26 protein-coding genes and 1 pseudogene are annotated in these 24,393 nt (G+C 72.2%); 25 read left to right on the top strand and 2 right to left on the bottom strand.

All coding sequences use genetic code 11. From position 1 onward, the window contains the following. Positions 1–118: 118 nt before the first annotated feature. Positions 119–1,693 (top strand): signal recognition particle protein, encoded by a 1,575-nt coding sequence (ffh, locus tag WDV06_RS16395; protein WP_395510483.1) that lies wholly within the window; start codon positions 119–121, stop codon positions 1,691–1,693. Positions 1,694–1,824: 131 nt separating this feature from the next. Further along, positions 1,825–3,756, top strand: a complete 1,932-nt coding sequence (gene ftsH / locus WDV06_RS16390) for an ATP-dependent zinc metalloprotease FtsH (protein ID WP_395510482.1) — start codon at positions 1,825–1,827, stop codon at positions 3,754–3,756. Positions 3,757–3,768: 12 nt separating this feature from the next. Here ftsH and WDV06_RS16385 read toward each other — a convergent pair whose 3' ends face one another. Further along, positions 3,769–4,473, bottom strand: coding sequence for an SAM-dependent methyltransferase (locus WDV06_RS16385; protein ID WP_395510481.1), 705 nt, complete (start codon positions 4,471–4,473; stop codon positions 3,769–3,771). Between the two features lie 131 nt (positions 4,474–4,604). Here WDV06_RS16385 and proS point away from each other — a divergent pair, with 131 nt between their 5' ends. From proS to WDV06_RS16295, 18 genes and pseudogenes are all read left to right on the top strand, one after another. Beyond that, complete coding sequence (gene proS, locus WDV06_RS16380) at positions 4,605–6,017, top strand: proline--tRNA ligase (protein ID WP_395510480.1); 1,413 nt, start codon at positions 4,605–4,607, stop codon at positions 6,015–6,017. Between the two features lie 202 nt (positions 6,018–6,219). Then, positions 6,220–6,816, top strand: coding sequence for a hypothetical protein (locus tag WDV06_RS16375; protein WP_366455174.1), 597 nt, complete (start codon positions 6,220–6,222; stop codon positions 6,814–6,816). A gap of 201 nt (positions 6,817–7,017) precedes the next feature. Then, positions 7,018–7,455, top strand: a complete 438-nt coding sequence (gene rpsP, locus WDV06_RS16370; RefSeq protein WP_042810018.1) for a 30S ribosomal protein S16 — start codon at positions 7,018–7,020, stop codon at positions 7,453–7,455. A gap of 2 nt (positions 7,456–7,457) precedes the next feature. After that, positions 7,458–7,697, top strand: coding sequence for an RNA-binding protein (locus WDV06_RS16365; RefSeq protein ID WP_042810017.1), 240 nt, complete (start codon positions 7,458–7,460; stop codon positions 7,695–7,697). Positions 7,698–7,778: 81 nt separating this feature from the next. Then, positions 7,779–8,351 (top strand): ribosome maturation factor RimM, encoded by a 573-nt coding sequence (gene rimM, locus WDV06_RS16360; protein WP_395510479.1) that lies wholly within the window; start codon positions 7,779–7,781, stop codon positions 8,349–8,351. Continuing rightward, positions 8,351–9,172: a tRNA (guanosine(37)-N1)-methyltransferase TrmD gene (trmD, locus tag WDV06_RS16355; RefSeq protein ID WP_395510478.1), complete on the top strand. Its 822-nt coding sequence runs from the start codon at positions 8,351–8,353 to the stop codon at positions 9,170–9,172. The genes rimM and trmD overlap by 1 nt, the downstream gene beginning before the upstream one ends. 132 nt (positions 9,173–9,304) lie before the next feature. Beyond that, a complete protein-coding gene (rplS, locus tag WDV06_RS16350) occupies positions 9,305–9,655 on the top strand; it encodes a 50S ribosomal protein L19 (protein WP_030227407.1) in 351 nt (116 codons plus the stop codon). Positions 9,656–9,699: 44 nt separating this feature from the next. Then, entirely contained in the window at positions 9,700–10,446 is a 747-nt protein-coding gene (gene lepB, locus WDV06_RS16345; protein WP_395510477.1) for a signal peptidase I, read from the top strand. A 52-nt stretch (positions 10,447–10,498) separates the two neighbouring features. Beyond that, a pseudogene (gene lepB / locus WDV06_RS16340) lies at positions 10,499–11,394 on the top strand (signal peptidase I); the annotation flags it as partial. Continuing rightward, positions 11,366–12,262 carry a signal peptidase I gene (lepB, locus tag WDV06_RS16335; RefSeq protein WP_395510476.1) on the top strand — a complete coding sequence of 299 codons (897 nt, stop codon included), beginning with the start codon at positions 11,366–11,368 and terminating at the stop codon, positions 12,260–12,262. The pseudogene lepB (WDV06_RS16340) and the gene lepB (WDV06_RS16335), both read left to right, overlap by 29 nt. A gap of 60 nt (positions 12,263–12,322) precedes the next feature. Beyond that, complete coding sequence (gene lepB, locus WDV06_RS16330) at positions 12,323–13,084, top strand: signal peptidase I (protein ID WP_395510475.1); 762 nt, start codon at positions 12,323–12,325, stop codon at positions 13,082–13,084. Continuing rightward, positions 13,074–13,577, top strand: a complete 504-nt coding sequence (locus tag WDV06_RS16325) for an NUDIX hydrolase (protein WP_395510474.1) — start codon at positions 13,074–13,076, stop codon at positions 13,575–13,577. Before lepB (WDV06_RS16330) ends, WDV06_RS16325 begins: the two co-directional genes overlap by 11 nt. 55 nt (positions 13,578–13,632) lie before the next feature. Next, positions 13,633–13,941, top strand: a complete 309-nt coding sequence (locus WDV06_RS16320; protein ID WP_014675276.1) for a DUF2469 domain-containing protein — start codon at positions 13,633–13,635, stop codon at positions 13,939–13,941. Between the two features lie 140 nt (positions 13,942–14,081). Beyond that, the gene (locus WDV06_RS16315; RefSeq protein WP_395510473.1) at positions 14,082–14,453 is read left to right on the top strand and encodes a YraN family protein; all 372 of its coding nucleotides are present in this window, start codon (positions 14,082–14,084) and stop codon (positions 14,451–14,453) included. Beyond that, a complete protein-coding gene (locus WDV06_RS16310) occupies positions 14,453–16,075 on the top strand; it encodes a YifB family Mg chelatase-like AAA ATPase (RefSeq protein WP_395510472.1) in 1,623 nt (540 codons plus the stop codon). The genes WDV06_RS16315 and WDV06_RS16310 overlap by 1 nt, the downstream gene beginning before the upstream one ends. Continuing rightward, a complete protein-coding gene (gene dprA, locus WDV06_RS16305) occupies positions 16,072–17,229 on the top strand; it encodes a DNA-processing protein DprA (protein ID WP_395510471.1) in 1,158 nt (385 codons plus the stop codon). Before WDV06_RS16310 ends, dprA begins: the two co-directional genes overlap by 4 nt. 239 nt (positions 17,230–17,468) lie before the next feature. Then, the gene (whiG, locus tag WDV06_RS16300; protein WP_395510470.1) at positions 17,469–18,305 is read left to right on the top strand and encodes an RNA polymerase sigma factor WhiG; all 837 of its coding nucleotides are present in this window, start codon (positions 17,469–17,471) and stop codon (positions 18,303–18,305) included. 77 nt (positions 18,306–18,382) lie between these two features. Beyond that, positions 18,383–19,036, top strand: coding sequence for a TetR/AcrR family transcriptional regulator (locus tag WDV06_RS16295; RefSeq protein ID WP_395510514.1), 654 nt, complete (start codon positions 18,383–18,385; stop codon positions 19,034–19,036). On the opposite strand, the gene WDV06_RS16290 is transcribed toward WDV06_RS16295, so the two are convergent. Next, the gene (locus tag WDV06_RS16290; protein WP_395510469.1) at positions 18,937–19,470 is read right to left on the bottom strand and encodes a M23 family metallopeptidase; all 534 of its coding nucleotides are present in this window, start codon (positions 19,468–19,470) and stop codon (positions 18,937–18,939) included. The two genes, WDV06_RS16295 and WDV06_RS16290, sit on opposite strands and share 100 nt — an antisense overlap. A gap of 250 nt (positions 19,471–19,720) precedes the next feature. On the opposite strand from WDV06_RS16290, the gene rpsB reads away from it, so the two are divergent. From rpsB to WDV06_RS16265, 5 genes are all read left to right on the top strand, one after another. Beyond that, complete coding sequence (gene rpsB, locus WDV06_RS16285) at positions 19,721–20,572, top strand: 30S ribosomal protein S2 (protein WP_395510468.1); 852 nt, start codon at positions 19,721–19,723, stop codon at positions 20,570–20,572. Positions 20,573–20,706: 134 nt separating this feature from the next. Then, complete coding sequence (gene tsf / locus WDV06_RS16280; RefSeq protein WP_045945959.1) at positions 20,707–21,543, top strand: translation elongation factor Ts; 837 nt, start codon at positions 20,707–20,709, stop codon at positions 21,541–21,543. Positions 21,544–21,705: 162 nt separating this feature from the next. After that, the gene (gene pyrH, locus WDV06_RS16275; RefSeq protein WP_395510467.1) at positions 21,706–22,485 is read left to right on the top strand and encodes a UMP kinase; all 780 of its coding nucleotides are present in this window, start codon (positions 21,706–21,708) and stop codon (positions 22,483–22,485) included. A gap of 94 nt (positions 22,486–22,579) precedes the next feature. Beyond that, a complete protein-coding gene (frr, locus tag WDV06_RS16270; protein WP_079431974.1) occupies positions 22,580–23,137 on the top strand; it encodes a ribosome recycling factor in 558 nt (185 codons plus the stop codon). After that, positions 23,137–24,213 (top strand): phosphatidate cytidylyltransferase, encoded by a 1,077-nt coding sequence (locus WDV06_RS16265; RefSeq protein ID WP_395510466.1) that lies wholly within the window; start codon positions 23,137–23,139, stop codon positions 24,211–24,213. Before frr ends, WDV06_RS16265 begins: the two co-directional genes overlap by 1 nt. Positions 24,214–24,393 lie beyond the last annotated feature (180 nt).

The raw sequence follows: 24,393 nt of genomic DNA, 5'->3' as shown, positions 1-24,393 counted from the left end.
CGGGGGCCGTGCAGAGCCCTGCCGGCGTTCGGCCCGTCGACCCCGCCCCCGGGGAGCAGCGGGGCCGGATACCCTGGGGGGGACCATCACGCCCCCGACCCGAGGAATCGCGACCACCGTGTTCGATACGCTTTCCGACCGCCTCAGCGCGACCTTCAAGTCCCTCCGGGGCAAAGGCCGCCTCTCCGAGCAGGACATCGACGCTGCGGCGCGGGAAATCCGTATCGCCCTCCTTGAGGCCGACGTCGCGCTCCCCGTGGTCCGCTCCTTCATCGCCAACGTCAAGGAACGGGCCCGCGGCGAGGAGGTCAGCAAGGCGCTGAACCCCGGCCAGCAGGTCCTGAAGATCGTCAACGACGAGCTGGTCTCCATCCTCGGCGGCGAGACCCGCCGCCTGCGCTTCGCCAAGACCGCGCCGACCGTGATCATGCTGGCCGGTCTCCAGGGTGCCGGTAAGACCACCCTCGCCGGAAAGCTCGGCCTCTGGCTCAAGGGGCAGGGGCACTCCCCGCTCCTCGTCGCCTGCGACCTCCAGCGCCCCAACGCCGTCAACCAGCTCAGCGTCGTCGCCGAGCGTGCCGGCGTGGCGGTCTACGCCCCGGCCCCCGGCAACGGCGTCGGCGACCCGGTCCAGGTGGCCAAGGACTCGATCGAGTACGCCCGGACCAAGCAGTACGACATCGTCATCGTCGACACCGCCGGCCGCCTCGGCATCGACGCCGAGCTGATGCAGCAGGCCGCGGACATCCGCGACGCCGTCAGCCCCGACGAGATCCTCTTCGTCGTCGACGCCATGATCGGCCAGGACGCGGTCAACACCGCGGAGGCCTTCCGCGACGGCGTCGGCTTCGACGGCGTGGTGCTCTCCAAGCTCGACGGCGACGCCCGCGGCGGTGCCGCGCTCTCCATCGCGCACGTCACCGGCAAGCAGATCATGTTCGCCTCGAACGGCGAGAAGCTCGACGACTTCGACGCCTTCCACCCGGACCGCATGGCGGGCCGGATCCTCGACATGGGTGACATGCTCACCCTCATCGAGCAGGCCGAGAAGACCTTCTCGCAGGCCGAGGCCGAGAAGATGGCGGCCAAGCTCGCCAAGGGCCCCAAGGAGTTCACGCTCGACGACTTCCTGGCCCAGATGGAGCAGGTCCGCAAGATGGGCTCCATCTCCAAGCTCCTCGGCATGCTGCCGGGCATGGGCCAGATCAAGGAACAGATCAACAACATCGACGAGCGCGACGTGGACCGCACCGCCGCGATCATCAAGTCGATGACCCCGGCCGAGCGCCAGGACCCGACGATCATCAACGGCTCGCGCCGCGCCCGTATCGCCAAGGGCTCCGGCGTCGAGGTCAGCGCGGTCAAGAACCTCGTCGAGCGGTTCTTCGAAGCCCGCAAGATGATGTCCCGCATGGCCCAGGGCGGCGGCATGCCGGGCATGCCCGGCATCCCCGGGATGGGCGGCGGCCCCGGCCGGCAGAAGAAGCAGGTCAAGCAGGCCAAGGGCAAGCGCAAGAGCGGCAACCCGATGAAGCGCAAGGAAGAGGAGGCCGCGGCGGCGGCCCGGCGCGAGCAGGGCGCCCAGCCCGGGCTCCCCGCCGCGGGCGGCAACCCGTTCGGGCTCCCGGCGGGCGGCGGCCAGCCCGGCCAGGACTTCGACCTGCCGGACGAGTTCAAGAAGTTCATGAAGTAGCAGCGCTCCGTCAAGGAGCGGCCGTACCGGAAGGGCCCCGTCGCGCACCCGCGGCGGGGCCCTTCCGCACGGGCAAGGGGGCGGTTTGTCGCTTATGGTCGGCCGGGAGGACGGCATAAGGAGGCGCCCCCGTGCCCAGCCCCACCCCCGTACCGCCGCGTGACCGGGCCGACACCCCCTGGCGCTCCGAGGGCGCCCCGCCCAGCCCCCCGTCCCGCAGGAAGCCGCCCGGCGGCTGGCGCGGGCTGATCCTCGCCGCCCTGATCGTCTACCTGATCACCAACGTCGTCCTGTCCTTCTTCAACGAGGGCGACGGGCCGACCATCTCGTACACCGAGTTCAGCAAGCAGGTCAACGACGGCAACGTCGAGAAGATCTACTCCAAGGGCGACGCCATCCAGGGCGAGCTGAAGACCGAACAGCCCGTACCCGGCGGCGAAGGCCACTACCGCAAGTTCGTCACCCAGCGCCCCGCCTTCGCCGACGACCAGCTCTGGACCGGCCTCACCTCCAAAGGCGTCACCGTCACCGCCTCCCCGGTCGTCGAACAGCGCAGCTTCCTCGCCAACCTGCTGCTCTCCCTCGCCCCGATGCTGCTCATCGTGGCCCTGTGGCTGCTCATCGCCCGCCGGATGGGCTCCGCCCTGGGCGGCGCCGGAGGGTTCGGCCGCAAGGCGCCGCCCAAACCCGTCGAACTGGAGGGCGCCAAGCGCACCACCTTCGACGACGTGGCCGGGATCGACGAGGTCGAGGGCGAGCTCAGCGAGGTCGTGGACTTCCTCAAGAACCCCGAGCAGTACCGCCGGCTCGGCGCCCGCATGCCCGGCGGCGTGCTGCTCGCCGGGCCGCCCGGAACCGGCAAGACCCTCCTCGCCCGCGCCGTCGCCGGCGAGGCCGGGGTGCCCTTCTTCTCGGCCTCCGCCTCCGAGTTCATCGAGATGATCGTCGGCGTCGGCGCCTCCCGGGTCCGCGAGCTGTTCGCCGAGGCCCGCAAGGTGGCCCCGGCGATCATCTTCATCGACGAGATCGACACCATCGGGCGGGCCCGCGGCGGCTCCACCGCCATGGGCGGCCACGACGAGCGCGAGCAGACCCTCAACCAGATCCTCACCGAGATGGACGGCTTCTCCGGCTCCGAAGGCGTCGTCGTCATCGCCGCCACCAACCGCGCCGACGTCCTCGACCCCGCCCTGACCCGCCCCGGCCGCTTCGACCGCACGGTCGCCGTCTCCCCGCCCGACAGGGCGGGCCGCGAGGCGATCCTGCGCATCCACACCCGCGAGATCCCCCTCGCGCCCGGCGTGGACCTGGCCCAGGTCGCGCGCACCACCCCCGGGATGACCGGCGCCGAGCTCGCCAACCTCGCCAACGAGGCCGCCCTGCTGGCCGTCAAGCGCCGCCAGGACGCGGTCACCCAGGCCGACCTCTCCGACGCCCTGGAGAAGGTCCAGCTGGGCGCCGAGCGCCCGCTCGTGATGCCGCAGGAGGAGCGCCGGCGCACGGCGTACCACGAGAGCGGCCACGCCCTGCTCGGCATGCTCCAGCCGGGCGCCGACCCCGTACGCAAGATCACCATCGTGCCGCGCGGCCGCGCGCTCGGCGTCACCCTCTCCACGCCCGACGCGGACCGCTACGCGTACACCGAGCCCTACCTGCGGGGCCGCATCATCGGCGCCCTCGGGGGCATGGCCGCCGAGCACGTCGTCTACGACGTGATCACCACGGGCGCCGAGAGCGACCTGGAACAGGTCACCCACATCGTCCGCGGCATGGTGGGCCGCTGGGGGATGAGCGAGCGCGTCGGCCGCCTGACCGCCATCCCGTCCGACGGCCAGGGCCCCTACGGCCTGACCGCCGCCCCCGCCACCCTCGACGCCGTGGACCACGAGATGCGGCGGATCGTCGACGAGTGCTACGAGGAGGCCTGCCGCCTGCTCATCGAGCACCGCCCGAAACTCGACGCCCTGGCGGAGGCCCTCCTCGCCGCCGAGACCCTGGACGAGCACGCGGCGTACGAGGCGGCCGGCATCCCCCGCCCCGCCAAGGACGACGGCACGCGATGAGCGCCGCTCCGCCTACGCCACCCGGGCGATGACGTACCGGAGGATGTTCGGCAGCCAGACGGCGCCGTCGGCCCGCTCGTACGGGTGAATGGCCTCCGCCAGCTCCTTCTCCGCCAGGGCCGGGTCCGCCGCACAGGGCCCGGACCCGGTCCCCGCGACGGGGTACAGCCCCGTCGACAGCAGCCCCCGTACGGCGCTGTCCGCGTCGGCGTACCCGAACGGGCAGAACACCCGCCCCGACCCGTCCGGCACCAGCCCGGCGTCCTCCGCCACCGCGTCCAGGTCCCGGACCACCGGCCCGCCGCCCAGCACCGCGGGCACCGTGCACCGCTCCGCCGGCCCCCAGCCGGCCAGCACCACCGCACCGCCCCGCCGCACCGACGGCAGGGCCGCCGCCAGGGCCCCCGGGGAGGGCTCGAAGGCCAGCAGCACGTCGTAGGGGCGGGCCGCGGGCACCGGGGGAGCGCCCACCACCTCCAGCAGCCGCTCCCGGGCCAGCGCCCGCCGGGCGGGGTCCGCCTCCACGCCGGTGGCGGCGGCGCCCCGTCCGGAGGCCAGCAGCAGGGCCAGCCCGGCCCCGCAGTCGAGGCACAGCAGCCGGGTGCCCGGCCCGACCTCCAGCCGGTCGTAGACCGCCTCGTACAGCGGTACCAGCATCCGTTCCTGGATCTCCGCCCAGTCCCGGGCGACGAGCGTTGCCGTCGGCGTCGGTGTCATCGAAAGAGCGCTCCTGATTCCGTCTCGCCCCCTTGCCCCCGTTGCCAGAGAACTCCCCATCGGCCCCCGCGTCCAGAGGAGTGCGCCACCCGATTCACGCATCCGGTGCCCGGCGCCGTACCATTCGCGCCATGGCAAAGGCACCCGTTCTCACCCCGCAGGCGGAGGATTTCCCCCGCTGGTACCAGGATCTGATCAACAAGGCCGAGCTGGCCGACAACGGTCCGGTCCGCGGCACCATGGTCATCCGACCGTACGGCTACGGCCTGTGGGAGCGGATGCAGCAGGAGATGGACGCCCGGATCAAGGACGCCGGTGCCCAGAACGCCTACTTCCCGCTGTTCATCCCGCAGTCGTACCTGACCAGGGAGGCGGAGCACGTCGAGGGCTTCGCCCCCGAGCTCGCGGTCGTCACGCACGGCGGCGGCAAGGAGCTGGAAGAGCCGGTCGTCGTCCGGCCCACCTCCGAGACGATCATCAACGACTACTTCTCCAAGTGGGTCCAGAGCTACCGGGACCTGCCGCTGCTGATCAACCAGTGGGCGAACGTCGTCCGCTGGGAGATGCGCCCCCGCGTGTTCCTCCGTACGAGCGAGTTCCTCTGGCAGGAGGGCCACACCGCCCACGCCACGTACGAGGACGCCCGCGACTACGCCGCGCACATCCACCGGAACGTGTACGGCGACTTCATGACCAACGTGCTCGGCATCGACGTCGTGCTCGGCCGCAAGACCCCCAAGGAGCGCTTCGCCGGCGCCATCAACACCCTCACCCTCGAAGGCATGATGGGCGACGGCAAGGCCCTCCAGATGGGCACGAGCCACGAGCTCGGCACCAACTTCGCCAAGGCCTTCAACACCTCCTACCTCTCCAAGGAGGGGCAGCAGGAGCTGGTCTGGCAGACCTCGTGGGGCGTCTCCACCCGCATGGTCGGCGGCCTGATCATGTCCCACGGCGACGACAACGGCCTGCGCGTCCCGCCGCGCCTGGCGCACGTCCAGGTCGTCGTCATGGCGATCAAGGGCGACGAGGCCGTGGCCAAGGTCCGCGAGATCGGCGCCCGGCTGAAGGCCGCGGGCCTGCGCGTCCACGTGGACGACCGCGTCGACACCCCCTTCGGCCGCCGCGCCGTGGACTGGGAGCTCAAGGGCGTACCGGTCCGCATCGAGATCGGCCCCCGCGACCTGGAGAACGGCACGGCCATGCTGGCCCGCCGGATCCCCGGCGGGAAGGAGCCGGTGCAGATCGACGCGCTGGCCGACCTGCTGCCCAAGGTGCTCGACGAGGACCAGGCCCAGCTGCTGCGCGAGTCCCGCGAGCGCCGGATCTCCCGTACGTCCGACGTGGCCACCATCGAGGAGGCCGCCGAGGCCGCCCTCGCCGGCGGCTGGGCGCGGATCCCGTGGAGCGTCCTGGGCCCGGAGGGCGAGGCCAAGCTCGGCGAGCAGGCCGTGACCGTCCGCTGCCTGGTCGCCGAGGACGGGTCGGTCCCGGAGGCGGACGACGCCCCCGGTACGCTCGCGATCGTCGCGCGCTCCTACTGAGTTCCTCCTTCCAGCCCCCGGCGCGCGGTTTCGGCCGCACGCCGGGGGCTGGTTTTTCCGGTCGGCGTTACGTACCGACTCCTCCTGGGATCGGCGCACCCGTCCTCGTCGGGACGCATGAGACTGAACTGACTGGTACGTGCAAAAAATTTGGAATGGCCCGGAATCGGAACACCGGGGCACCCCGGCTCGTTGTCACGACGTGAGCACGACACCACCTGTTCTCGCCGCAGAGCTGGCGCAGGCGTGGGCCGACATTCAGCGGTACCACCCCGAGCTGCCTGACCTTGCCGCGCCCGAGTCCCTGATCGGAGAGTCCTCGTCCGCCTGTGGCGCCGAGCTCTCCTTCGAGCGACTGCTGCACGAGGCAGTCCACGGCATCGCGGCCGCCCGCGGGGTCCGTGACACCTCGCGAGCGGGCCGCTACCACAACCGCAGATTCCTCGCGATCGCCGAGGAGATGGGGCTGGACCACTCCGAGGAGCCGCACGCCAGCAGCGGGTTCTCCCTGGTCTTCCTCAACCCCGAGGCCAAGAAGCGCTACCGGCCCACCATCGAGCGGCTCCAGCGCGCCCTCAAGGCGCACACTGCCGCCACGGCCGCCGACACCAAGCGCAGCTTCCGCGGACCGGCCGCCCGGCACGGCTCCTCCGGCGGCGGCGTACGCGTGAAGGCGGTCTGCGACTGTGGCCGCAACGTGCGGGTCGTCCCCTCCGTGCTCGCCCAGGCGCCGATCGTGTGCGGCGGCTGCATGAAGCCGTTCCGCATTCCCGAGGTCGCCACGGCGGCGGCGTCCTGACGCGGTGCCTCCGGCGGGCGGAGCGGTGGTCCTCCCCGCTCGGAGGCGCCTCGGGCATGTGGCACAATGGGCAGCTGTACTCGACAGTCGCACAGGACCCCTCTCTCCTCCGGCTGACGCGTCCATCGGGCACCCGAGTACCGCAACCCCACGTGGCATCTCAAGTGCCCAACCACGTCAAGTTCAGGAGACACCACTCCAGTGGCAGTCAAGATCAAGCTCAAGCGCCTCGGTAAGATCCGCTCCCCTCACTACCGCATCGTCGTCGCCGACGCCCGCACCCGCCGGGACGGCCGCGCGATCGAGGAGATCGGCATCTACCAGCCGACGTACAACCCCTCGCGCATCGAGGTCAACGCCGAGCGCGCGCAGTACTGGCTCTCCGTGGGCGCCCAGCCCACCGACGCCGTTCTCGCCATCCTGAAGCTCACCGGTGACTGGCAGGCGCACAAGGGCCTCCCGGCCCCCGCGCCGCTGCTGCAGCCGGCCACGAAGGAAGACAAGCGTCGCTCCTTCGACGAGTTCGCCAAGGCCCTTGAGGGCATCGGCGAGGCCAAGGGCGAGGCCATCACGCAGAAGAAGAAGGCCGACAAGAAGGCGGACGAGGCTGACGCCGCCGCCGAGTCGACCGAGGCCTGAGCATGCTCGAGGAGGCTCTTGAGCACCTCGTAAAGGGCATTGTGGACAACCCCGACGACGTGCAGGTCGCCTCGCGCAACCTGCGCCGCGGGCAGGTGCTGGAGGTCCGGGTGCACCCCGAGGACCTCGGGAAGGTGATCGGCCGCAACGGCCGCACCGCACGTGCGCTGCGTACCGTCGTGGGCGCCATCGGCGGGCGGGGGATCCGCGTCGACCTCGTCGACGTGGACCAGGTCCGCTGAGCAGGTGAATCACCGGCACGGGCCGGGGAGGGCATGCGTGCCCGCCCCGGCCCGTCGTCGTCTGAACAGGAGAGGCACAGAGTGGAGCTCGTAGTCGCGCGGATCGGCCGCGCCCACGGGATCAAGGGTGAGGTCACCGTCGAGGTGCGCACGGACGAGCCCGAGCTGCGGCTCAGCCCCGGCGCCGTGCTCCGCACCGACCCGGCGTCGGTGGGCCCGCTGGCCATCGAGGCCGGCCGGGTGCACAGCGGCCGGCTCCTGCTGCGGTTCGCGGGGGTCAAGGACCGGACCGCCGCCGAGGCGCTGCGCAACACCCTCCTCATCGCGGACGTGGACCCCGCGGAGCTGCCGGAGGAGGAGGACGAGTACTACGACCACCAGCTGATGGACCTGGACGTGGTGCTGGAGGACGGCACCGAGATCGGCCGGATCACCGAGATCTCCCACCTGCCCTCGCAGGACCTGTTCATCGTCGAGCGCCCGGACGGCTCGGAGGTCATGATCCCCTTCGTCGAGGAGATCGTCGCCGAGATCGACCTGGAGGAGCAGCGCTGCGTCATCACCCCGCCGCCGGGGCTGATCGACGACCGCGCCGTGATCGCCTCCGCCCGTGACGCCGAGGCCGGGGACGCCGAGGCCGGGGACGACGCCTGATGCGGCTCGACGTCGTCACGATCTTCCCTGAGTACCTGGAGCCCCTGAACGTCTCCCTCGTCGGCAAGGCGCGGGCCCGCGGGCAGCTGGACGTGCACGTGCACGACCTGCGGGACTGGACCTACGACCGGCACAACACGGTCGACGACACCCCGTACGGCGGCGGCCCCGGCATGGTCATGAAGACCGAGCCGTGGGGCGAGGCCCTGGACGCGGCCCTGGCCGACGGCTACGAGGCCGGCGCGCACGGCCCCGTCATGGTGGTCCCCACCCCCAGCGGCCGGCCGTTCACCCAGGAACTGGCCGTCGAGCTCTCCGAGCGCCCCTGGCTGATCTTCACGCCGGCCCGGTACGAGGGCATCGACCGCCGCGTGATGGACGAGTACGCCACGCGCATGCCGGTCTACGAGGTCTCCATCGGCGACTACGTGCTGGCGGGCGGGGAGGCGGCCGTCCTGGTCGTCACCGAGGCCGTGGCCCGGCTGCTGCCCGGGGTGCTCGGCAACGCCGAGTCGCACCGCGACGACTCGTTCGCGCCCGGCGAGATGGCCAACCTGCTGGAGGGCCCCGTCTACACCAAGCCCCCCCGGTGGCGCGGGCGGGAGATCCCCGACGTCCTGCTCAGCGGCCACCACGGGAAGATCGCCCGCTGGCGCCGGGACGAGGCCTTCCGCCGCACCGCGGCGAACCGGCCCGACCTGATCGAGCGCTGCGAGGCCGCCGCCTTCGACAAGAAGGACCGCGAGATCCTGAGCATCCTGGGCTGGAAACCGTCCGCGGACGGCCGATTTTGGCGCAGGCCGGAGGTCGTGGAAGAATAGGCGGCTGCTGTGTGCTCGCGTACGCCCCTGCCACAGGGGGATCGTCGTCCGCCGGGTGGCACGGCTCTCGAATTCTCTACGGAAACCCGCACCGGCGACCTGTGGCGTCGTGCGAAGAAAGCAGACGAACTCATGTCTCACCTGCTCGATGGCGTCAACGCCGCCTCCCTGCGTACGGACGTCCCGGCCTTCCGCCCGGGTGACACGATCAACGTGCACGTCCGCGTGATCGAGGGCAACCGCTCCCGTATCCAGCAGTTCAAGGGCGTTGTCATCCGCCGCCAGGGCTCCGGCGTCTCGGAGACCTTCACGGTCCGCAAGGTCTCCTTCAGCGTCGGCGTGGAGCGTACCTTCCCGGTCCACTCCCCGATCTTCGAGAAGATCGAGCTCGTCACCCGCGGTGACGTGCGTCGCGCCAAGCTGTACTTCCTCCGTGAGCTCCGCGGCAAGGCCGCGAAGATCAAGGAGAAGCGCGACCGCTGATCTCCTCTCCGGGTCCACGGGAAGGCCGGATAGGCTCCACCCCGATGGACACCGAAGCAGAGCTCACAGAGCGCGGCCACTCCTCCCCCGAGCAGGGGGAGGGGCGGCCGCGCTCTGCTTTTCCCCGGACGCGCGCCCTTCTCGGCACCCCGTGGCGGCGGGCCGGGGCGCTGGGCGTGCTCTGCACGGTCTTCCTGCTGCTGGTCAGCAATTTCGTGGTCCAGCCCTTCCTGATCCCGAGCCGGTCCATGGAGCCGACGCTGCGGGTCGGCGACCGGATCCTGGTGAACAAGCTGGCGTACCGTTTCGGCTCCACGCCGCGGCGGGGGGACGTGGTGGTCTTCGACGGCACCGGTTCCTTCGTGCGGGAACCCGCGCGGGGCAACCCGGTCGGCGACGCCCTGCACGGCGCCGCCTCGGCGCTGGGGCTGGCGGAGCCCTCGGACACCGACTTCGTCAAGCGGGTCGTGGGCGTCGGCGGGGACGACGTGGTCTGCTGCGACACGGGCGGCAGGATCCGGGTCAACGGGGTCCCCGTGGAGGAGCCGTACCTGTATCCCGGCGACACGCCGTCGGAGGTCCCCTTCCGGATCGTCGTCCCGCTGGGGACCCTGTGGGTCATGGGGGACCACCGGTCCCAGTCGCGTGACTCCCGCGACCATCTGGGGGAGCCGGGCGGGGGGATGGTGCCGGTGGAGAAGGTGATCGGGCGGGCCGACTGGATCGGCTGGCCGGCGTCCCGGTGGGGCTCGCTGCCCGGGACGGCCGCGGCCGGGGGCCCGCGTGGGTAGCCGGGGGCGGCCGCCGGAGCCGGCCGAGGGCGGGCGGGCCCAGCGGCGCCGGATGGCGCGCAAGGTGCGGCGGCGCCGGCGCACCCGGCGGGCCGGTGAACTCCCGCTGCTGGTGGCGGTGGCCCTGTGCATAGCCCTGGTGCTCAAGACCTTCCTGGTCCAGGCGTTCTTCATCCCGTCCGGCTCGATGGAGCAGACGATCCGGATCGGTGACCGCGTGCTGGTGGACAAGCTGACCCCGTGGTTCGGCTCCAAGGTCGAGCGGGGCGACGTGGTCGTCTTCAAGGACCCCGGAGGATGGCTCAAGGGCGAGGCGGCGCGCCCCGCCCAGGACCCCCCCGGCGTGAAGCAGGTCAAGCAGACCCTGACCTTCATCGGCCTGCTGCCCTCGGCCGACGAGCAGGATCTGATCAAGCGGGTCATCGGCATCGGTGGCGACACCGTGGCCTGCTGCGACAACCGGGGGCGGGTGACCGTCAACGGCCGTCCGCTCGATGAGCCCTACGTGTCACCCGGGAACTCTCCCTCGGACATCCCCTTCGAGGTGCGCGTACCCGCCGGGCGGCTCTTCGTGATGGGAGACCACCGCGCCAATTCGGCCGATTCCCGTTATCACCTCGACGAGGCGTTCCAGGGCACGATCGACGAGAACGGCGTGGTGGGACAGGCCGTGGTGATCGCCTGGCCGTTCGGCCACTGGCGCCGGCTGGAACAGCCCGCCACCTTCCTCGACGTTCCGGATCCGGTCCGGTCCGGGCGGCGGCAGCGGCCCGGCCGCCGCCGTCGGGGCACCGCGTTCGCATAGTGTGTTCCCGGTCTCCCGCGCCCTAGGGAACTCCCGCTCGTTAAGGGAGGGGAGGGCCCGTTCCTGTTCCGGCGCGGGCGGTGGTTTTCCGAGTGAGGAGTGGATGTGGGGGATGTGGCGGTAGGCGCTCGATCCGGACGCGATGAGGGCGAGGAGCGGCCGGAGGATGCCGTCACGCACGAGACCGACGAGGCGGCTGCGGAGGAGAAGCAGCACCGTTCCTTCTGGAAGGAACTCCCGCTCCTCATCGGTATCGCCCTGGTCCTGGCCCTGCTGATCAAGACCTTCCTGGTCCAGGCGTTCTCGATCCCGTCCGACTCGATGCAGAACACCCTGCAGCGCGGTGACCGGGTGCTCGTGGACAAGCTGACCCCCTGGTTCGGCTCGGAGCCGGAGCGCGGCGAGGTCGTCGTGTTCCACGACCCCGCGCAGTGGCTGGCGGGGGAGGCCACCCCCGAGCCCAACGTCGTGCAGAAGGTCCTCAGCTGGATCGGCCTGATGCCGTCCGCCGAGGAGAAGGACCTGATCAAGCGGACGATCGCCATCGGCGGGGACACCGTGGAGTGCAAGCAGGGCGGTCCGGTCATCGTCAACGGCAAGCCGCTGGACGAGCCGTACATCTTCCCCGGCAACACCCCCTGCGACGACAAGCCGTTCGGGCCGCTCACCGTGCCCAAGGGCAAGATCTGGGTGATGGGCGACCACCGCCAGGACTCCCAGGACTCCCGCTACCACATGCAGGACTCCACCCAGGGCTTCGTGCCGGTCGACGACGTCGTCGGGCGGGCCGTGGTCATCGCCTGGCCGGTCACCCGCTGGGCCACCCTGCCGATCCCGGACACCTTCGACCAGAAGGGGATCGACAAGCAGCTCCCGGCGCCCCTGCACTCGCCGCAGGCCTCCGGCCCCGGCGTGGCCGACGTCAACTCGGCGGCCCTGGGGCTCGTGGGCGCCGTGCCCCTCGTCCTGTGGCGCCGGCGGAGGCTGACCAAGGGCTCTACCGCCCGGTAGGGTGCCGCCCAGGCCGGCCGCCGCCGGGTGGCGGCCATCTCCGGGTATGGGGGCGCACCAATGGGTGGAACTCAGGCAATACGCGCGAGCGGCAGAGAGGGCCGCGGCGGCCTCGGCAACACGTTGTCGGGCATCGCCGTGGCCCTCGGCTTCGCGCTCTTCCTCGGCGGCTTCGTCTGGGGGGCGCTGGTGTACCAGCCCTACACGGTGCCGACGAACTCCATGGTCCCCACCGTTCAGCCCGGCGACCGGGTGCTGGCGGAGCGGATCGGCGGCGCCCAGGTGCGCCGCGGCGACGTGGTCGTCTTCAAGGACTCCCAGTGGAGCGACTCGCCGATGGTCAAGCGCGTCGTGGCCGTCGGCGGCGACACGGTCGGCTGCTGCGGCCAGGGCGGCAGGCTGACCGTCAACGGGAAGCCGCTGGAGGAGCCGTACGTCGACCAGGCCGGGCGCGACGCGCTGGCCGCCGGGACGACCTCCTTCGAGGTGACCGTCCCCGAGGGCAACCTCTTCCTGATGGGCGACCGGCGCTCCGGCTCCCTGGACTCGCGGGCGCACCTCCAGGACGCCGGGCAGGGCACGGTGCCCCGCTCGGCGGTCGTGGCCCGCGTCGACGCGCTGGCCTGGCCGAACACGAGGATGCTGGACCGGCCGCAGACGTTCGCCGCCCTTCCCGGCGGGACCTCGCAGGCGGGTCCGCTGCGGCTCCAGGTGGCCGCGGTGGTGGCCGGCGCCGCCCTGGTCGTGCTGGGGGCCGCCTACGGGCCGGTCGCCCGGGTCCTGGGCCGCGGGCGGGCGCGGGGGCGCTCCGGTGGCCGCTGAGCGGCCCGCGGCGGGGCCGCGGAAGGTGTCCCGGGTGATCCTGCTGGACCCCGCGGACCGGATCCTGCTCCTGCACGGTTTCGAGCCGGGCGATCCCCGCGACCACTGGTGGTTCACGCCGGGCGGCGGCCTGGAGGGCGACGAGACCCGCGAGCAGGCCGCGCTGCGCGAACTCGCGGAGGAGACCGGGATCACCGAGGTGGAGCTGGGGCCCGTGCTGTGGCACCGCTACTGCTCCTTCCCCTTCGACGGCAGGCGCTGGGAGCAGGACGAGTGGTACTTCCTGGCCCGGACCACCCGGACGGAGACCGTCCTGGGCGGGCTCACCGAACTGGAGCGCCGCAGCGTCACGGGGGCGAGATGGTGGACCTCCGAGGAACTTCTCGCGGCCCGTGAGACGGTGTACCCGACCAAGCTCGCCGGGCTGCTGCGGACGCTGCTCGACGACGGTCCCCCGGACGCTCCGGTGGTCCTGCCCCCGGAAATCGTTTAGGGGCGCACGGCGCTGGCGCACAATAGGGGGACGCACGGCTGAAGGGGAACATGCCATGAGCGCCGAGGACCTCGAAAAGTACGAGACCGAGATGGAGCTGAAGCTCTATCGGGAGTACCGCGACGTCGTCGGGCTGTTCAAGTACGTGATCGAGACGGAACGCCGTTTCTACCTCACCAACGACTACGAGATGCAGGTGCACTCGGTCCAGGGGGAGGTGTTCTTCGAGGTCACGATGGCCGATGCCTGGGTCTGGGACATGTACCGGCCCGCCCGCTTCGTCAAGCAGGTCCGGGTGCTGACCTTCAAGGACGTGAACATCGAGGAGCTCAACAAGAGCGACCTCGAACTGCCGGGCGGCTGAGCCGGCCGGGCCCGCCGCCGCGGAGGGGCTGCCTCTCTCACTCGCACGGGTGAGCGCGGCATCCACAACGCCCGGGTTGTCCACCAAGATCCACTCGATGGGCGGGGGCGCGGGATCTTCGGTACCGGAGGTGGTGCCGGATGGACGCGCAGGGCGTGGCACGACAGGCATTGGGCCGGTACGGCGAGGAGCTCGCCGTACGGCGGCTCACCGAGTCGGGGATGACGGTGATCGCCCGGAACTGGCGGTGCCGGGGCGGGGAGATCGACATCGTCGCGCGCGACGGGGACGCCCTCGTCGTGTGCGAGGTCAAGACGCGGCGCACCGGGGGCTTCGAGCACCCCATGGCCGCCGTCCGGGCGGGGAAGGCCGAGCGGCTGCGCCGGCTCGCCGGGCGCTGGCTCGCCGACCACGGCGGCCCGCCACCGGGCGGGGTGCGGATCGACCTGGTCGGCGTCCTGCTGCCGAGCCGCGGCGCGCCCGTGGTGGAGCACGTCAGGGGGGTGGCCTGATGGGGTTCGCGCGGGCCTGCTCGGTGGCCCTGGTGGGCGTCGAGGGCGTGGTGGTGGAGGTCCAGGCCGACCTGGAGCCGGGGGTGGCGGCCTTCACCCTGGTGGGACTGCCCGACAAGACCCTGGTCGAGAGCCGGGACCGGGTCCGGGCGGCGGTGGCGAACTCCGGCGCGCCCTGGCCGCAGAAGAAGCTCACGGTCGGACTCAGCCCGGCCTCCGTGCCGAAGTCCGGGGCCCATTTCGACCTGGCCGTGGCGGCTGCCGTCCTGGGGGCCGCCGAGGTGGTCGACCCCGGGGAGATCGCCGACCTCGTGCTCATCGGGGAGCTGGGCCTCGACGGCCGGGTGCGCCCGGTCCGGGGGATCCTGCCGGCCGTGATCGCCGCGGCCGAGGCCGGGTACCGGCAGGTGGTGGTGCCCGAGCAGTGCGCCGCCGAGGCGTCCCTGGTCCCCGAGGTGTCCGTGCTCGGCGTGCGCAGCCTGCGGCAGCTGATCGCCGTCCTGACCGACGCGCCGGTCCCCGAGGAGGACCCGCCGGACGGGGAGGGGCGCCCGGACGCGATGCTGGCCGGGCTGGTCCTGCCGGGCGCCGGGCTCGGTACGGGCCTGGCCCGGGGCGCGGAGGCCCCGGACTGCCCCGACCTCGCCGACGTGGCCGGCCAGCACGCGGCCCGCCGGGCCCTGGAGGTCGCCGCCTCGGGCGGCCACCACCTCTTCCTCAGCGGGCCCCCGGGCGCCGGGAAGACGATGCTCGCCGAGCGCCTGCCCTGGATCCTGCCGCCGCTCACCCGGCAGGAATCCCTGGAGGTGACGGCCGTCCACTCGGTCGCGGGCATCCTCCCGCCGGGCGAACCGCTGGTCCCGCGCCCCCCGTACTGCGCCCCGCACCACTCGGCGACCATGCAGGCCCTGGTCGGCGGCGGAGCCGGGATCCCCCGGCCCGGGGCGGTCTCCCTGGCCCACCGGGGGGTGCTGTTCCTCGACGAGGCGGCCGAGTTCAGCGGCAAGGTGCTGGACGCCCTGCGCCAGCCCCTCGAATCGGGACACGTGGTCATCGCCAGGGCCGCCGGGGTGGTACGGCTCCCCGCCCGGTTCCTGATGGTCCTCGCGGCCAACCCCTGCCCCTGCGGGCGGCACACCCAGGGCGGTTCCGGCTGCGAATGCCCCTCCTCGGTGATCCGCCGGTACCAGGCCCGGCTGTCGGGCCCGCTGCTGGACCGCGTCGACCTCCGGGTGGAGGCCGAGCCGGTCACCCGCTCCGACCTGTTCGGCCGCGGAGGCCGGGGCGAGGGCACGGCGGCCGTCGCCGAGCGGGTGCGGCAGGCCCGTGAGCGCGCGGCCGCCCGCTACGCCGGCACCCCCTGGCGGCTCAACGCGGAGGTGCCGGGGCACGAGCTGCGCACCCGGTGGCCGGCCGGCCCCGGCGCCCTGGCGCAGGCCGAGCGGGAGATGGAGCGCGGACTGCTCACCGCCCGGGGGCTGGACCGGGTGCTGCGGGTCGCCTGGACGGTGGCCGACCTGCGCGGCCGCGACCGCCCCGAGGCGCTGGACGCGGCCGTGGCGCTGGAACTGCGCACCGGGATCGCCCGCGGGGCGGCCCTGGCCACGGGGGCGGGGTCATGACCGCCGCCGGGCCGCCGGACCCCGCCTTCCTGGCCCGGGCCGCGCTGACCCGGGTCCTGGAGCCGGGGGACGAGCACGGCGGGCGCTGGCTGCGGGAACTCGGCCCCGCCGCCCTGATGGAGGCCCTCACCGGTGCCGCGGCCGACGCGGAGCCCGGACCCCTGACCGGCGTGGGCCCCGAGCGGCTCGCCGGGTACCGCAGGCGGGCGGCGCTCGCGGAGCCAGGGCAGGACCTCGAACGGGCCGCGGCGGCGGGCGTCCGCTTCGTCTGCCCGGGCTCCGCGGAGTGGCCGAGCCAGCTCGACGACCTCGGCGACGCCCGGCCCGTGGGGCTCTGGCTGCGGGGCCGGCCGAACCTGCGGACCTGGGCCCTGCGCTCCGTCGCCGTGGTCGGGGCCCGCGCCTGCACCCCCTACGGGGCCCACATGGCGCAGACCCTGGCCGCCGGGCTCGCCGAGCGGGGCTGGGTGGTGGTGTCCGGCGCGGCGTACGGGATCGACGGCGCCGCCCACCGAGGGGCTCTCGCCTCCGGGGGCGCCACGGCCGCGGTGCTGGCGTGCGGGGTGGACACGGTCTACCCGCGCGGCCACGCCGGACTGCTCGGCCGGATCGCCCGCCAGGGCCTGGTCCTGGGCGAACTGCCGCCCGGCAGCCACCCCACCCCCAGCCGGTTCGTCCTGCGCAACCGGGTCATCGCCGCCCTCACCCGCGGCACCGTCGTGGTCGAGGCCGCCCAGCGCAGCGGCTCCCTCGTCACCGCGCGCCGTGCCCAGCGGCTGGGCCGCCTGACCATGGGTGTCCCGGGCCCCGCCACCAGCGGGCTCTCCGCCGGGGTGCACGAGCTGCTGCGGGGCGAGGCCGTCCTGGTCACCGACGCCGCCGAAGTGGTCGAACTCGTCGGCGCCATGGGCGAACTGGCCCCCGTCCGCCGCGGCCCCGTCCTCGCGCGGGACCTGCTGGACCCCGCGGCCGCGCGCGTCCTGGAAGCGCTCCCCGCGGGCCGGCCCGCCGACGTCGAGGAGATCTCCCTCGCCGCGGGCACCGGCACCGATGAAGTCATCGGCAGACTGTACGAACTTCACTCTCTGGGGTTCGTCGAACGGCAGGGCGACGACTGGCGGTTGACCCGGCATGGACCGAAGGGGGAGGCGTAATCCGGAGCCCTCCGGCGAGGCGGTCGTTGACCTGGGGCGTTCCGGTGAAAGAGTGAAGGCGATGAGAGACGCGGTCTTCCCCGAGGCGGTCGCCCGGGCCGTGCGCGACGTGCCGGTCCCGGGCCGCCCCCGCGAGTCCGGGCGCCCCTGCGCCCCTGCGTCATCCCGTACTCTTCGCGCACCGCGACGTCTCCGTCACGCTACGCTCCCAAGGAATCCCGCTCCGGCAAAGGCGAAGCATGCCCCAGCACACCTCAGGGTCCGACCGCGCTTCGGTGCCACCCGCTGCCCGTGGCAGCGTGCGGTCCGCCGAGCCCTCGTCCCTGGAGCTGCTCTGGCGCTCATACAAGGACTCGGGTGACGAGCGGCTGCGGGAGCAGCTGATCCTGCACTACTCGCCGCTGGTCAAGTACGTGGCGGGCCGGGTCAGCGTCGGCCTCCCGCCCAATGTGGAACAGGCCGACTTCGTCTCCTCCGGGGTCTTCGGACTGATCGACGCCATCGAGAAGTTCGACATCGAGCGGTCCATCAAGTTCGAGACCTACGCGATCACCCGGATCCGCGGCGCGATGATCGACGAGCTGCGGGCGCTGGACTGGATCCCGCGCTCCGTGCGCCAGAAGGCCCGCGCCGTGGAGCGCGCCTACGCCACGCTGGAGGCCCAGCTGCGGCGCACCCCGACCGAGGGCGAGGTCGCGGGGGAGATGGGCATCGGGGTGGAGGAACTGCACTCCGTCTTCAGCCAGTTGTCCCTCGCCAACGTGGTCGCCCTGGAGGAGCTGCTGCACGTCGGCGGAGAGGGCGGCGACCGCCTCTCCCTGATGGACACCCTGGAGGACACCGCTGCCGACGACCCGGTGGAGGTGGCCGAGGACCGGGAGCTGCGCCGGCTCCTCGCCCGCGCCATCAACACCCTCCCCGAGCGGGAGAAGACCGTGGTGACCCTCTACTACTACGAGGGCCTCACCCTCGCCGAGATCGGCAACGTCCTGGGCGTCACCGAGAGCCGGGTCAGCCAGATCCACACCAAGTCCGTGCTCCAGCTGCGCGCCAAGCTCGCCGACGTGGGCCGCTGAGCCGCCGTCGGCCGCGGCCGACGGAGCTTGCGCGGCCTCCGTACAGTGGTGACGTGCCCAGGATTCGAGCGGCCTCCGTGGCCGAGCACCGGTCGATGCAGCGCGGCGCCCTCTTGGACGCGGCGCGTTCCCTGCTGTCGGAAGGCGGGACCGAGGCCCTGACCTTCCCCGCCCTCGCGGAGCGGACCGGCCTCGCCCGGTCCTCCGTGTACGAGTACTTCAAGTCGCGCGCCGCCGTCGTCGAAGAGCTGTGCGCGGTGGACTTCCCCGTCTGGGCCGCCGAGATCGAGGCGGCGATGGAGGCCGCGCCGACGCCCGAGGCGAAGGTCGAGGCGTACGTGCGCAGCCAGCTGGAGCTGGTGGGGGACCGCCGGCACCGCGCGGTGGTGGCGATCTCCGCCGGCGAGCTGGACGCGGGTGCGCGGGAGAAGATCCGCGCCGCGCACGGCGGACTGGTCGCGATGATCGTCGAGGCGCTGGAGGCCCTCGGCGGTCCGGAGCCCCGGCTGGCCGCGATGCTGCTCCAGGGCGTCGTGGACGCCGCGGCGCGCCGGATGGAGCTGGGCGCTGCCGAGGACCCCGCCGTGATCACCTCCACCGCCGTCGCGATGGCCCTGCGCGGCATCTGCGGTCAAGCCGGCGCGCCCGGCGCCTGCGGGGGTTCGGATCCCGGCGCCGACGGCAGCAGCCGGGGCGCGGCCGCGGGGAGCAGGGACAGCGGGTTGCGGTAGGCGTCCTCGCCCGCCAGGAGCCCCCAGTGCAGGCAGGGCCCCGGGCAGTGCGAGCCCTCGGTGAGCACCGCCACCACCTGGCCCGCCGCCACCGCCTCCCCCTCCGCCACCAGCGGCCGCACCGGCTCGTACGTGGTCCGCAGCCCACCCGGAAGGGTGAGCGACAGCACGCCCCGCCCCGCCACCGGCCCCGCGAAGTGGACCCGCCCCGGCCCCACGGCCCGTACCTCCGCCCCCGCCGGGGCCGACAGGTCCACCCCGCGGTGCCCCGCCGCGTACGGGGTCGGGGGCGGATCCCACCACCGGGCCACGGACAGTGGCGCCGGCAGCGGCCGGACCGCCCGGAAGGGCGCCTCCGCGGCGGGCCCCGCAGGGGCCGGGAGCAGCGCCCGGGACAGGGCGAACAGCAGGGTGAGCAGCAGCGTCGTCGTCATGCGCCCAGGGTCCCGCGCGGGCACCCGCGCCCGCCCGGGCCTGTGGACGGGCGAAACGGTGTGGACAAGGGCGTCACCCGGCATACCGCCGGGTCCCGTACACTTCTTGTGGCGATCCGGGTCACCGGGTCGACTTCGCACGCCCCAGCGCCGACCGGTTCCGGTCGGGCGACAGCGTCTCTCGGTCCCTCTGCGGGGCAGGGCGCGGCGGGGCGTCAGGAACCAAAACCGAGAAACCAAGGAGATGGCCATGGCCGTCGTAACGATGCGGGAGCTGCTGGAGAGCGGCGTCCACTTCGGTCACCAGACCCGTCGCTGGAACCCGAAGATGAAGCGCTTCATCTTCACCGAGCGCAACGGCATCTACATCATCGACCTGCTCCAGTCGCTGTCGTACATCGACCGCGCCTACGAGTTCGTGAAGGAGACCGTCGCGCACGGCGGTTCCATCATGTTCGTCGGTACGAAGAAGCAGGCGCAGGAGGCCATCGCCGAGCAGGCGACCCGCGTCGGCATGCCGTACGTCAACCAGCGCTGGCTGGGTGGCATGCTCACCAACTTCTCCACCGTCTACAAGCGCCTCCAGCGTCTGAAGGAGCTTGAGGCGATCGACTTCGAGGACGTCGCCGCCTCGGGTCTCACCAAGAAGGAGCTCCTGGTCCTCTCCCGCGAGAAGGCCAAGCTGGAGAAGACCCTCGGTGGTATCCGCGAGATGTCGAAGGTCCCCAGCGCCGTCTGGATCGTCGACACCAAGAAGGAGCACATCGCCGTCGGTGAGGCGCGCAAGCTGCACATCCCGGTCGTCGCGATCCTCGACACCAACTGCGACCCCGACGAGGTCGACTACAAGATCCCGGGCAACGACGACGCCATCCGCTCCGTCACCCTGCTCACCCGCGTGATCGCCGACGCCGTCGCCGAGGGCCTCATCGCCCGCTCCGGCGCTGCGACCGGTGACTCGAAGCCGGGCGAGAAGGCCGCCGCCGAGCCGCTCGCCGAGTGGGAGCGCGACCTGCTTGAGGGCGAGAAGAAGGCCGACGCCGAGGCCCCCGCGGCCGAGGCCCCGGCTGCCGAGGCTCCGGCCGCGGACGAGCAGGCCTGACCCACTGAGAGCGCCCGGCGTTCATCCGCCGGGCACTCGCAGCACGGACGATGACGGCGGGGGAGCCGTGCCACGAGCGCGCTCCTCCGCCGTTCACCCGTAGATCTACGACTTCGAGAGAGAATCACAGACTCATGGCGAACTACACCGCCGCTGACGTCAAGAAGCTCCGCGAGCTCACCGGCGCCGGCATGCTGGACTGCAAGAACGCGCTCGTCGAGGCCGACGGCGACGTCACCAAGGCCAACGAGATCCTGCGCGTCAAGGGCCTGAAGGGTGTCGCCAAGCGCGAGGGCCGTTCCGCCGAGAACGGTGCCGTCACCTCCCTGATCTCCGAGGACGCCACCTCCGGCGTGCTCGTCGAGCTCAAGTGCGAGACCGACTTCGTGGCCAAGAGCCCGAAGTTCCTGGCCGTCGCCGACCAGCTCGCCGCCCACGTGGCCGCCACCAAGCCCGCCGACATCGAGGCGCTGCTGGCGTCCGAGATCGAGGCCGGCAAGACCGTCCAGGCGTTCGTGGACGAGGCCAACGCCAACCTCGGTGAGAAGATCGTCCTCGACCGCTTCGCGCAGTACGAGGGTGCGTTCGTCGCCTCCTACATGCACCGCACCATGCCCGACCTGCCCCCGCAGATCGGTGTCCTGGTCGAGCTGGACAAGGCCGACGCCGACCTGGCCAAGGGCATCGCCCAGCACATCGCCGCCTTCGCGCCGAAGTACCTCACCGCCGAGGACGTCCCGGCCGAGATCGTCGAGTCCGAGCGCCGCGTCGCCGAGGAGACCACCCGCGCCGAGGGCAAGCCCGAGGCCGCGATCGCCAAGATCGTCGAGGGTCGCGTCAACGGCTTCTTCAAGGACGCCACGCTGCTCGGCCAGCCCTACGCGCTGGACAACAAGAAGTCCGTCCAGAAGGTTCTGGACGAGGCCGGTGTCACCCTGAAGCGCTTCACCCGCATCAAGGTCGGCATCTGAGTCCGTCCGTACGCGACGGACACCGGACCCCGATAGGGTCTGAGGCAGTCGTCCACGCTTGCGCCGGACGACCGCAGATCTGACGAGGAGGCCATTGCCGCAGAGGGAACCGCGAGGACCCACCGGCAATGGCCTTCTTCGTATGTGCACGAGGAGATCTCCATGAATCAGGGCGTGGACCCCCACACCGCATCCCACGACAAGAGCGACCACGACAAGAAGGGTCGCCGCTTCATGCTGAAGCTGTCCGGCGAAGCCTTCTCCGGCGGCGGCGGGCTGGGTGTCGACCCTGACGTCGTGCACGCCATCGCCCGCGAGATCGCGGCCGTGGTCCGAGACGGCGCCGAGATCGCGGTCGTCATCGGCGGCGGCAACTTCTTCCGCGGCGCGGAGCTTCAGCAGCGCGGCATGGACCGGGCCCGGTCCGACTACATGGGCATGCTCGGCACCGTCATGAACTGCCTCGCCCTCCAGGACTTCCTGGAGAAGGAGGGCATCGACAGCCGCGTCCAGACCGCCATCACCATGGGCCAGGTCGCGGAGCCGTACATCCCGCTGCGCGCCGTCCGCCACCTGGAGAAGGGCCGCGTCGTCATCTTCGGCGCCGGCATGGGCATGCCGTACTTCTCCACCGACACCACGGCCGCCCAGCGCGCCCTGGAGATCGACGCCGAGGCCCTCCTCATGGGCAAGAACGGCGTCGACGGGGTCTACGACTCCGACCCGAAGACCAACCCGGACGCGGTGAAGTTCGACGCGCTGGAGTACAACGAGGTGCTGTCCCGGGACCTGAAGGTCGCCGACGCCACGGCCATCACGCTGTGCCGCGACAACCAGCTCCCGATCCTGGTCTTCGAACTGCTCGCCGAAGGCAATATCGCCCGCGCCGTCAAGGGTGAGAAGATCGGCACGCTCGTGAGCGACCAGGGCACCCGGGCCTGAACCCGTCGCACCGGGTCCCACGGGGCCCGGTCCGGGCGGCCCGGACCGCCCCGCCCCGCCTGAACCATCCATTCAAGACATGCAGGAGCACGTGGTGATCGAAGAAATCCTCCTCGAAGCCGAGGAGAAGATGGAGAAGGCCGTCGTCGTCGCCAAGGAAGACTTCGCCGCGATTCGCACCGGCCGTGCGCACCCGGCGATGTTCAACAAGATCGTGGCGGACTACTACGGTGCCATCACGCCCATCAACCAGCTCGCCTCCTTCTCGGTGCCCGAGCCGCGCATGGCCGTCGTGACCCCGTTCGACAAGAGCGCGCTGCGCAACATCGAGCAGGCGATCCGCGACTCCGACCTGGGCGTCAACCCCAGCAACGACGGCAACATCATCCGGGTGACCTTCCCCGAGCTGACGCAGGACCGCCGCAAGGAGTACATCAAGGTCGCCAAGAACAAGGCCGAGGACTCCCGCGTCTCCATCCGCTCCGTGCGCCGCAAGGCCAAGGACGCCCTCGACAAGCTGGTCAAGGACAAGGAGGCCGGCGAGGACGAGGTGCGCCGCGCCGAGAAGGAGCTCGACGACACCACGGCGAAGTACGTCGCGCAGGTGGACGAGCTGCTCAAGCACAAGGAAGCCGAGCTTCTTGAGGTCTGATGAACGACTCTCCCTGGGCCGCTGAGCCGGTACCGGCGGGTCCCGCATACGATGCGCTGGTGGGCCCGCAGACTGCGCCCATGCCCATCGTGCCCGATGCCGCCGGCCGTGCGTTCGACGACCGGGAAGCACGCGATCGGGGGGCCGCCTTCGCCGGCGGCCCCCCGCTCCGTACCGAGATGCCGTTGCAGGAGCCCATGCCCAGCCCCCCGCCCCCGCCTTCGCAGGCTCCGCAGGACGCCTCGCCCCCGCCGCACAAGAAGCGCGCCGGGCGGGATCTGCGTGCCGCCATAGGGGTCGGCGTCGGCCTCGGCGCGGTGATCTTCGCTTCGCTGTTCATCGTCAAGGCCGTCTTCGTCGGCGTGATCGTCGTCGCGGTCGTCGTCGGCCTGTGGGAGCTCACCTCCCGGCTCCAGGAGAAGAAGGGCATCAAGGCCCCGCTGGTCCCGCTCGCGGTCGGCGGTGCGGCGATGGTCATCGCCGGCTACGTCCGGGGGGCCGAGGGCGCCTGGGTCGCCATGGCGCTCACCGCGCTGGCGGTGCTCGTCTGGCGGATGACGGAACCGCCGGAGGACTACCTCAAGGACGTCACCGCGGGCGTCTTCGCCGCCTTCTACGTGCCCTTCCTCGCCACCTTCGTCGCGATGCTGCTCACGGCCGAGGACGGCCCGCAGCGGGTGGTGACCTTCCTCCTGCTGACCGTCGTCAGCGACACCGGGGCGTACGCCGTCGGCTGGCGCTTCGGCAAGACCAAGCTCGCGCCGCGCATCAGCCCCGGCAAGACCCGCGAGGGGCTCTTCGGCGCGGTGGCCTTCGCCATGGCGGCGGGCGCCCTGTGCATGGAGTTCCTGATCGACGGCGGCTCGTGGTGGCAGGGCCTGCTGCTGGGCCTGGCCGTCGCCGTCAGCGCGACCCTGGGCGACCTCGGCGAGTCGATGATCAAGCGTGACCTGGGCATCAAGGACATGGGCACGCTCCTCCCGGGCCACGGCGGCATCATGGACCGCCTGGACTCGCTCCTGCCGACCGCCCCGGTGGTCTGGCTGCTGCTGGCGGTCTTCGTCGGCACCGGCTGACGGGTCCGGGCCGGGTTATCCTGGAGGGGGGGGGGGGGGGCGCCCCCCCCCCCCCGGCCCCCCCGCGCGCCCCCCCCCCCCCCCCCCCCCCCCCCCCCCCCCCCCTCGGCGGGGACGGGAGGCGGGGAGAGGTCCTGTTGCATGGTGCAGCAACTACCCCGCCCCGCCTCACCGGGACAT

Source organism: Streptomyces racemochromogenes (genome assembly GCF_044129415.1).
Classification (GTDB): domain Bacteria; phylum Actinomycetota; class Actinomycetes; order Streptomycetales; family Streptomycetaceae; genus Streptomyces; species Streptomyces racemochromogenes_A.
Note: the sequence above shows the minus strand (reverse complement) of the source record. Positions and strands in the feature narration are given on the sequence as shown.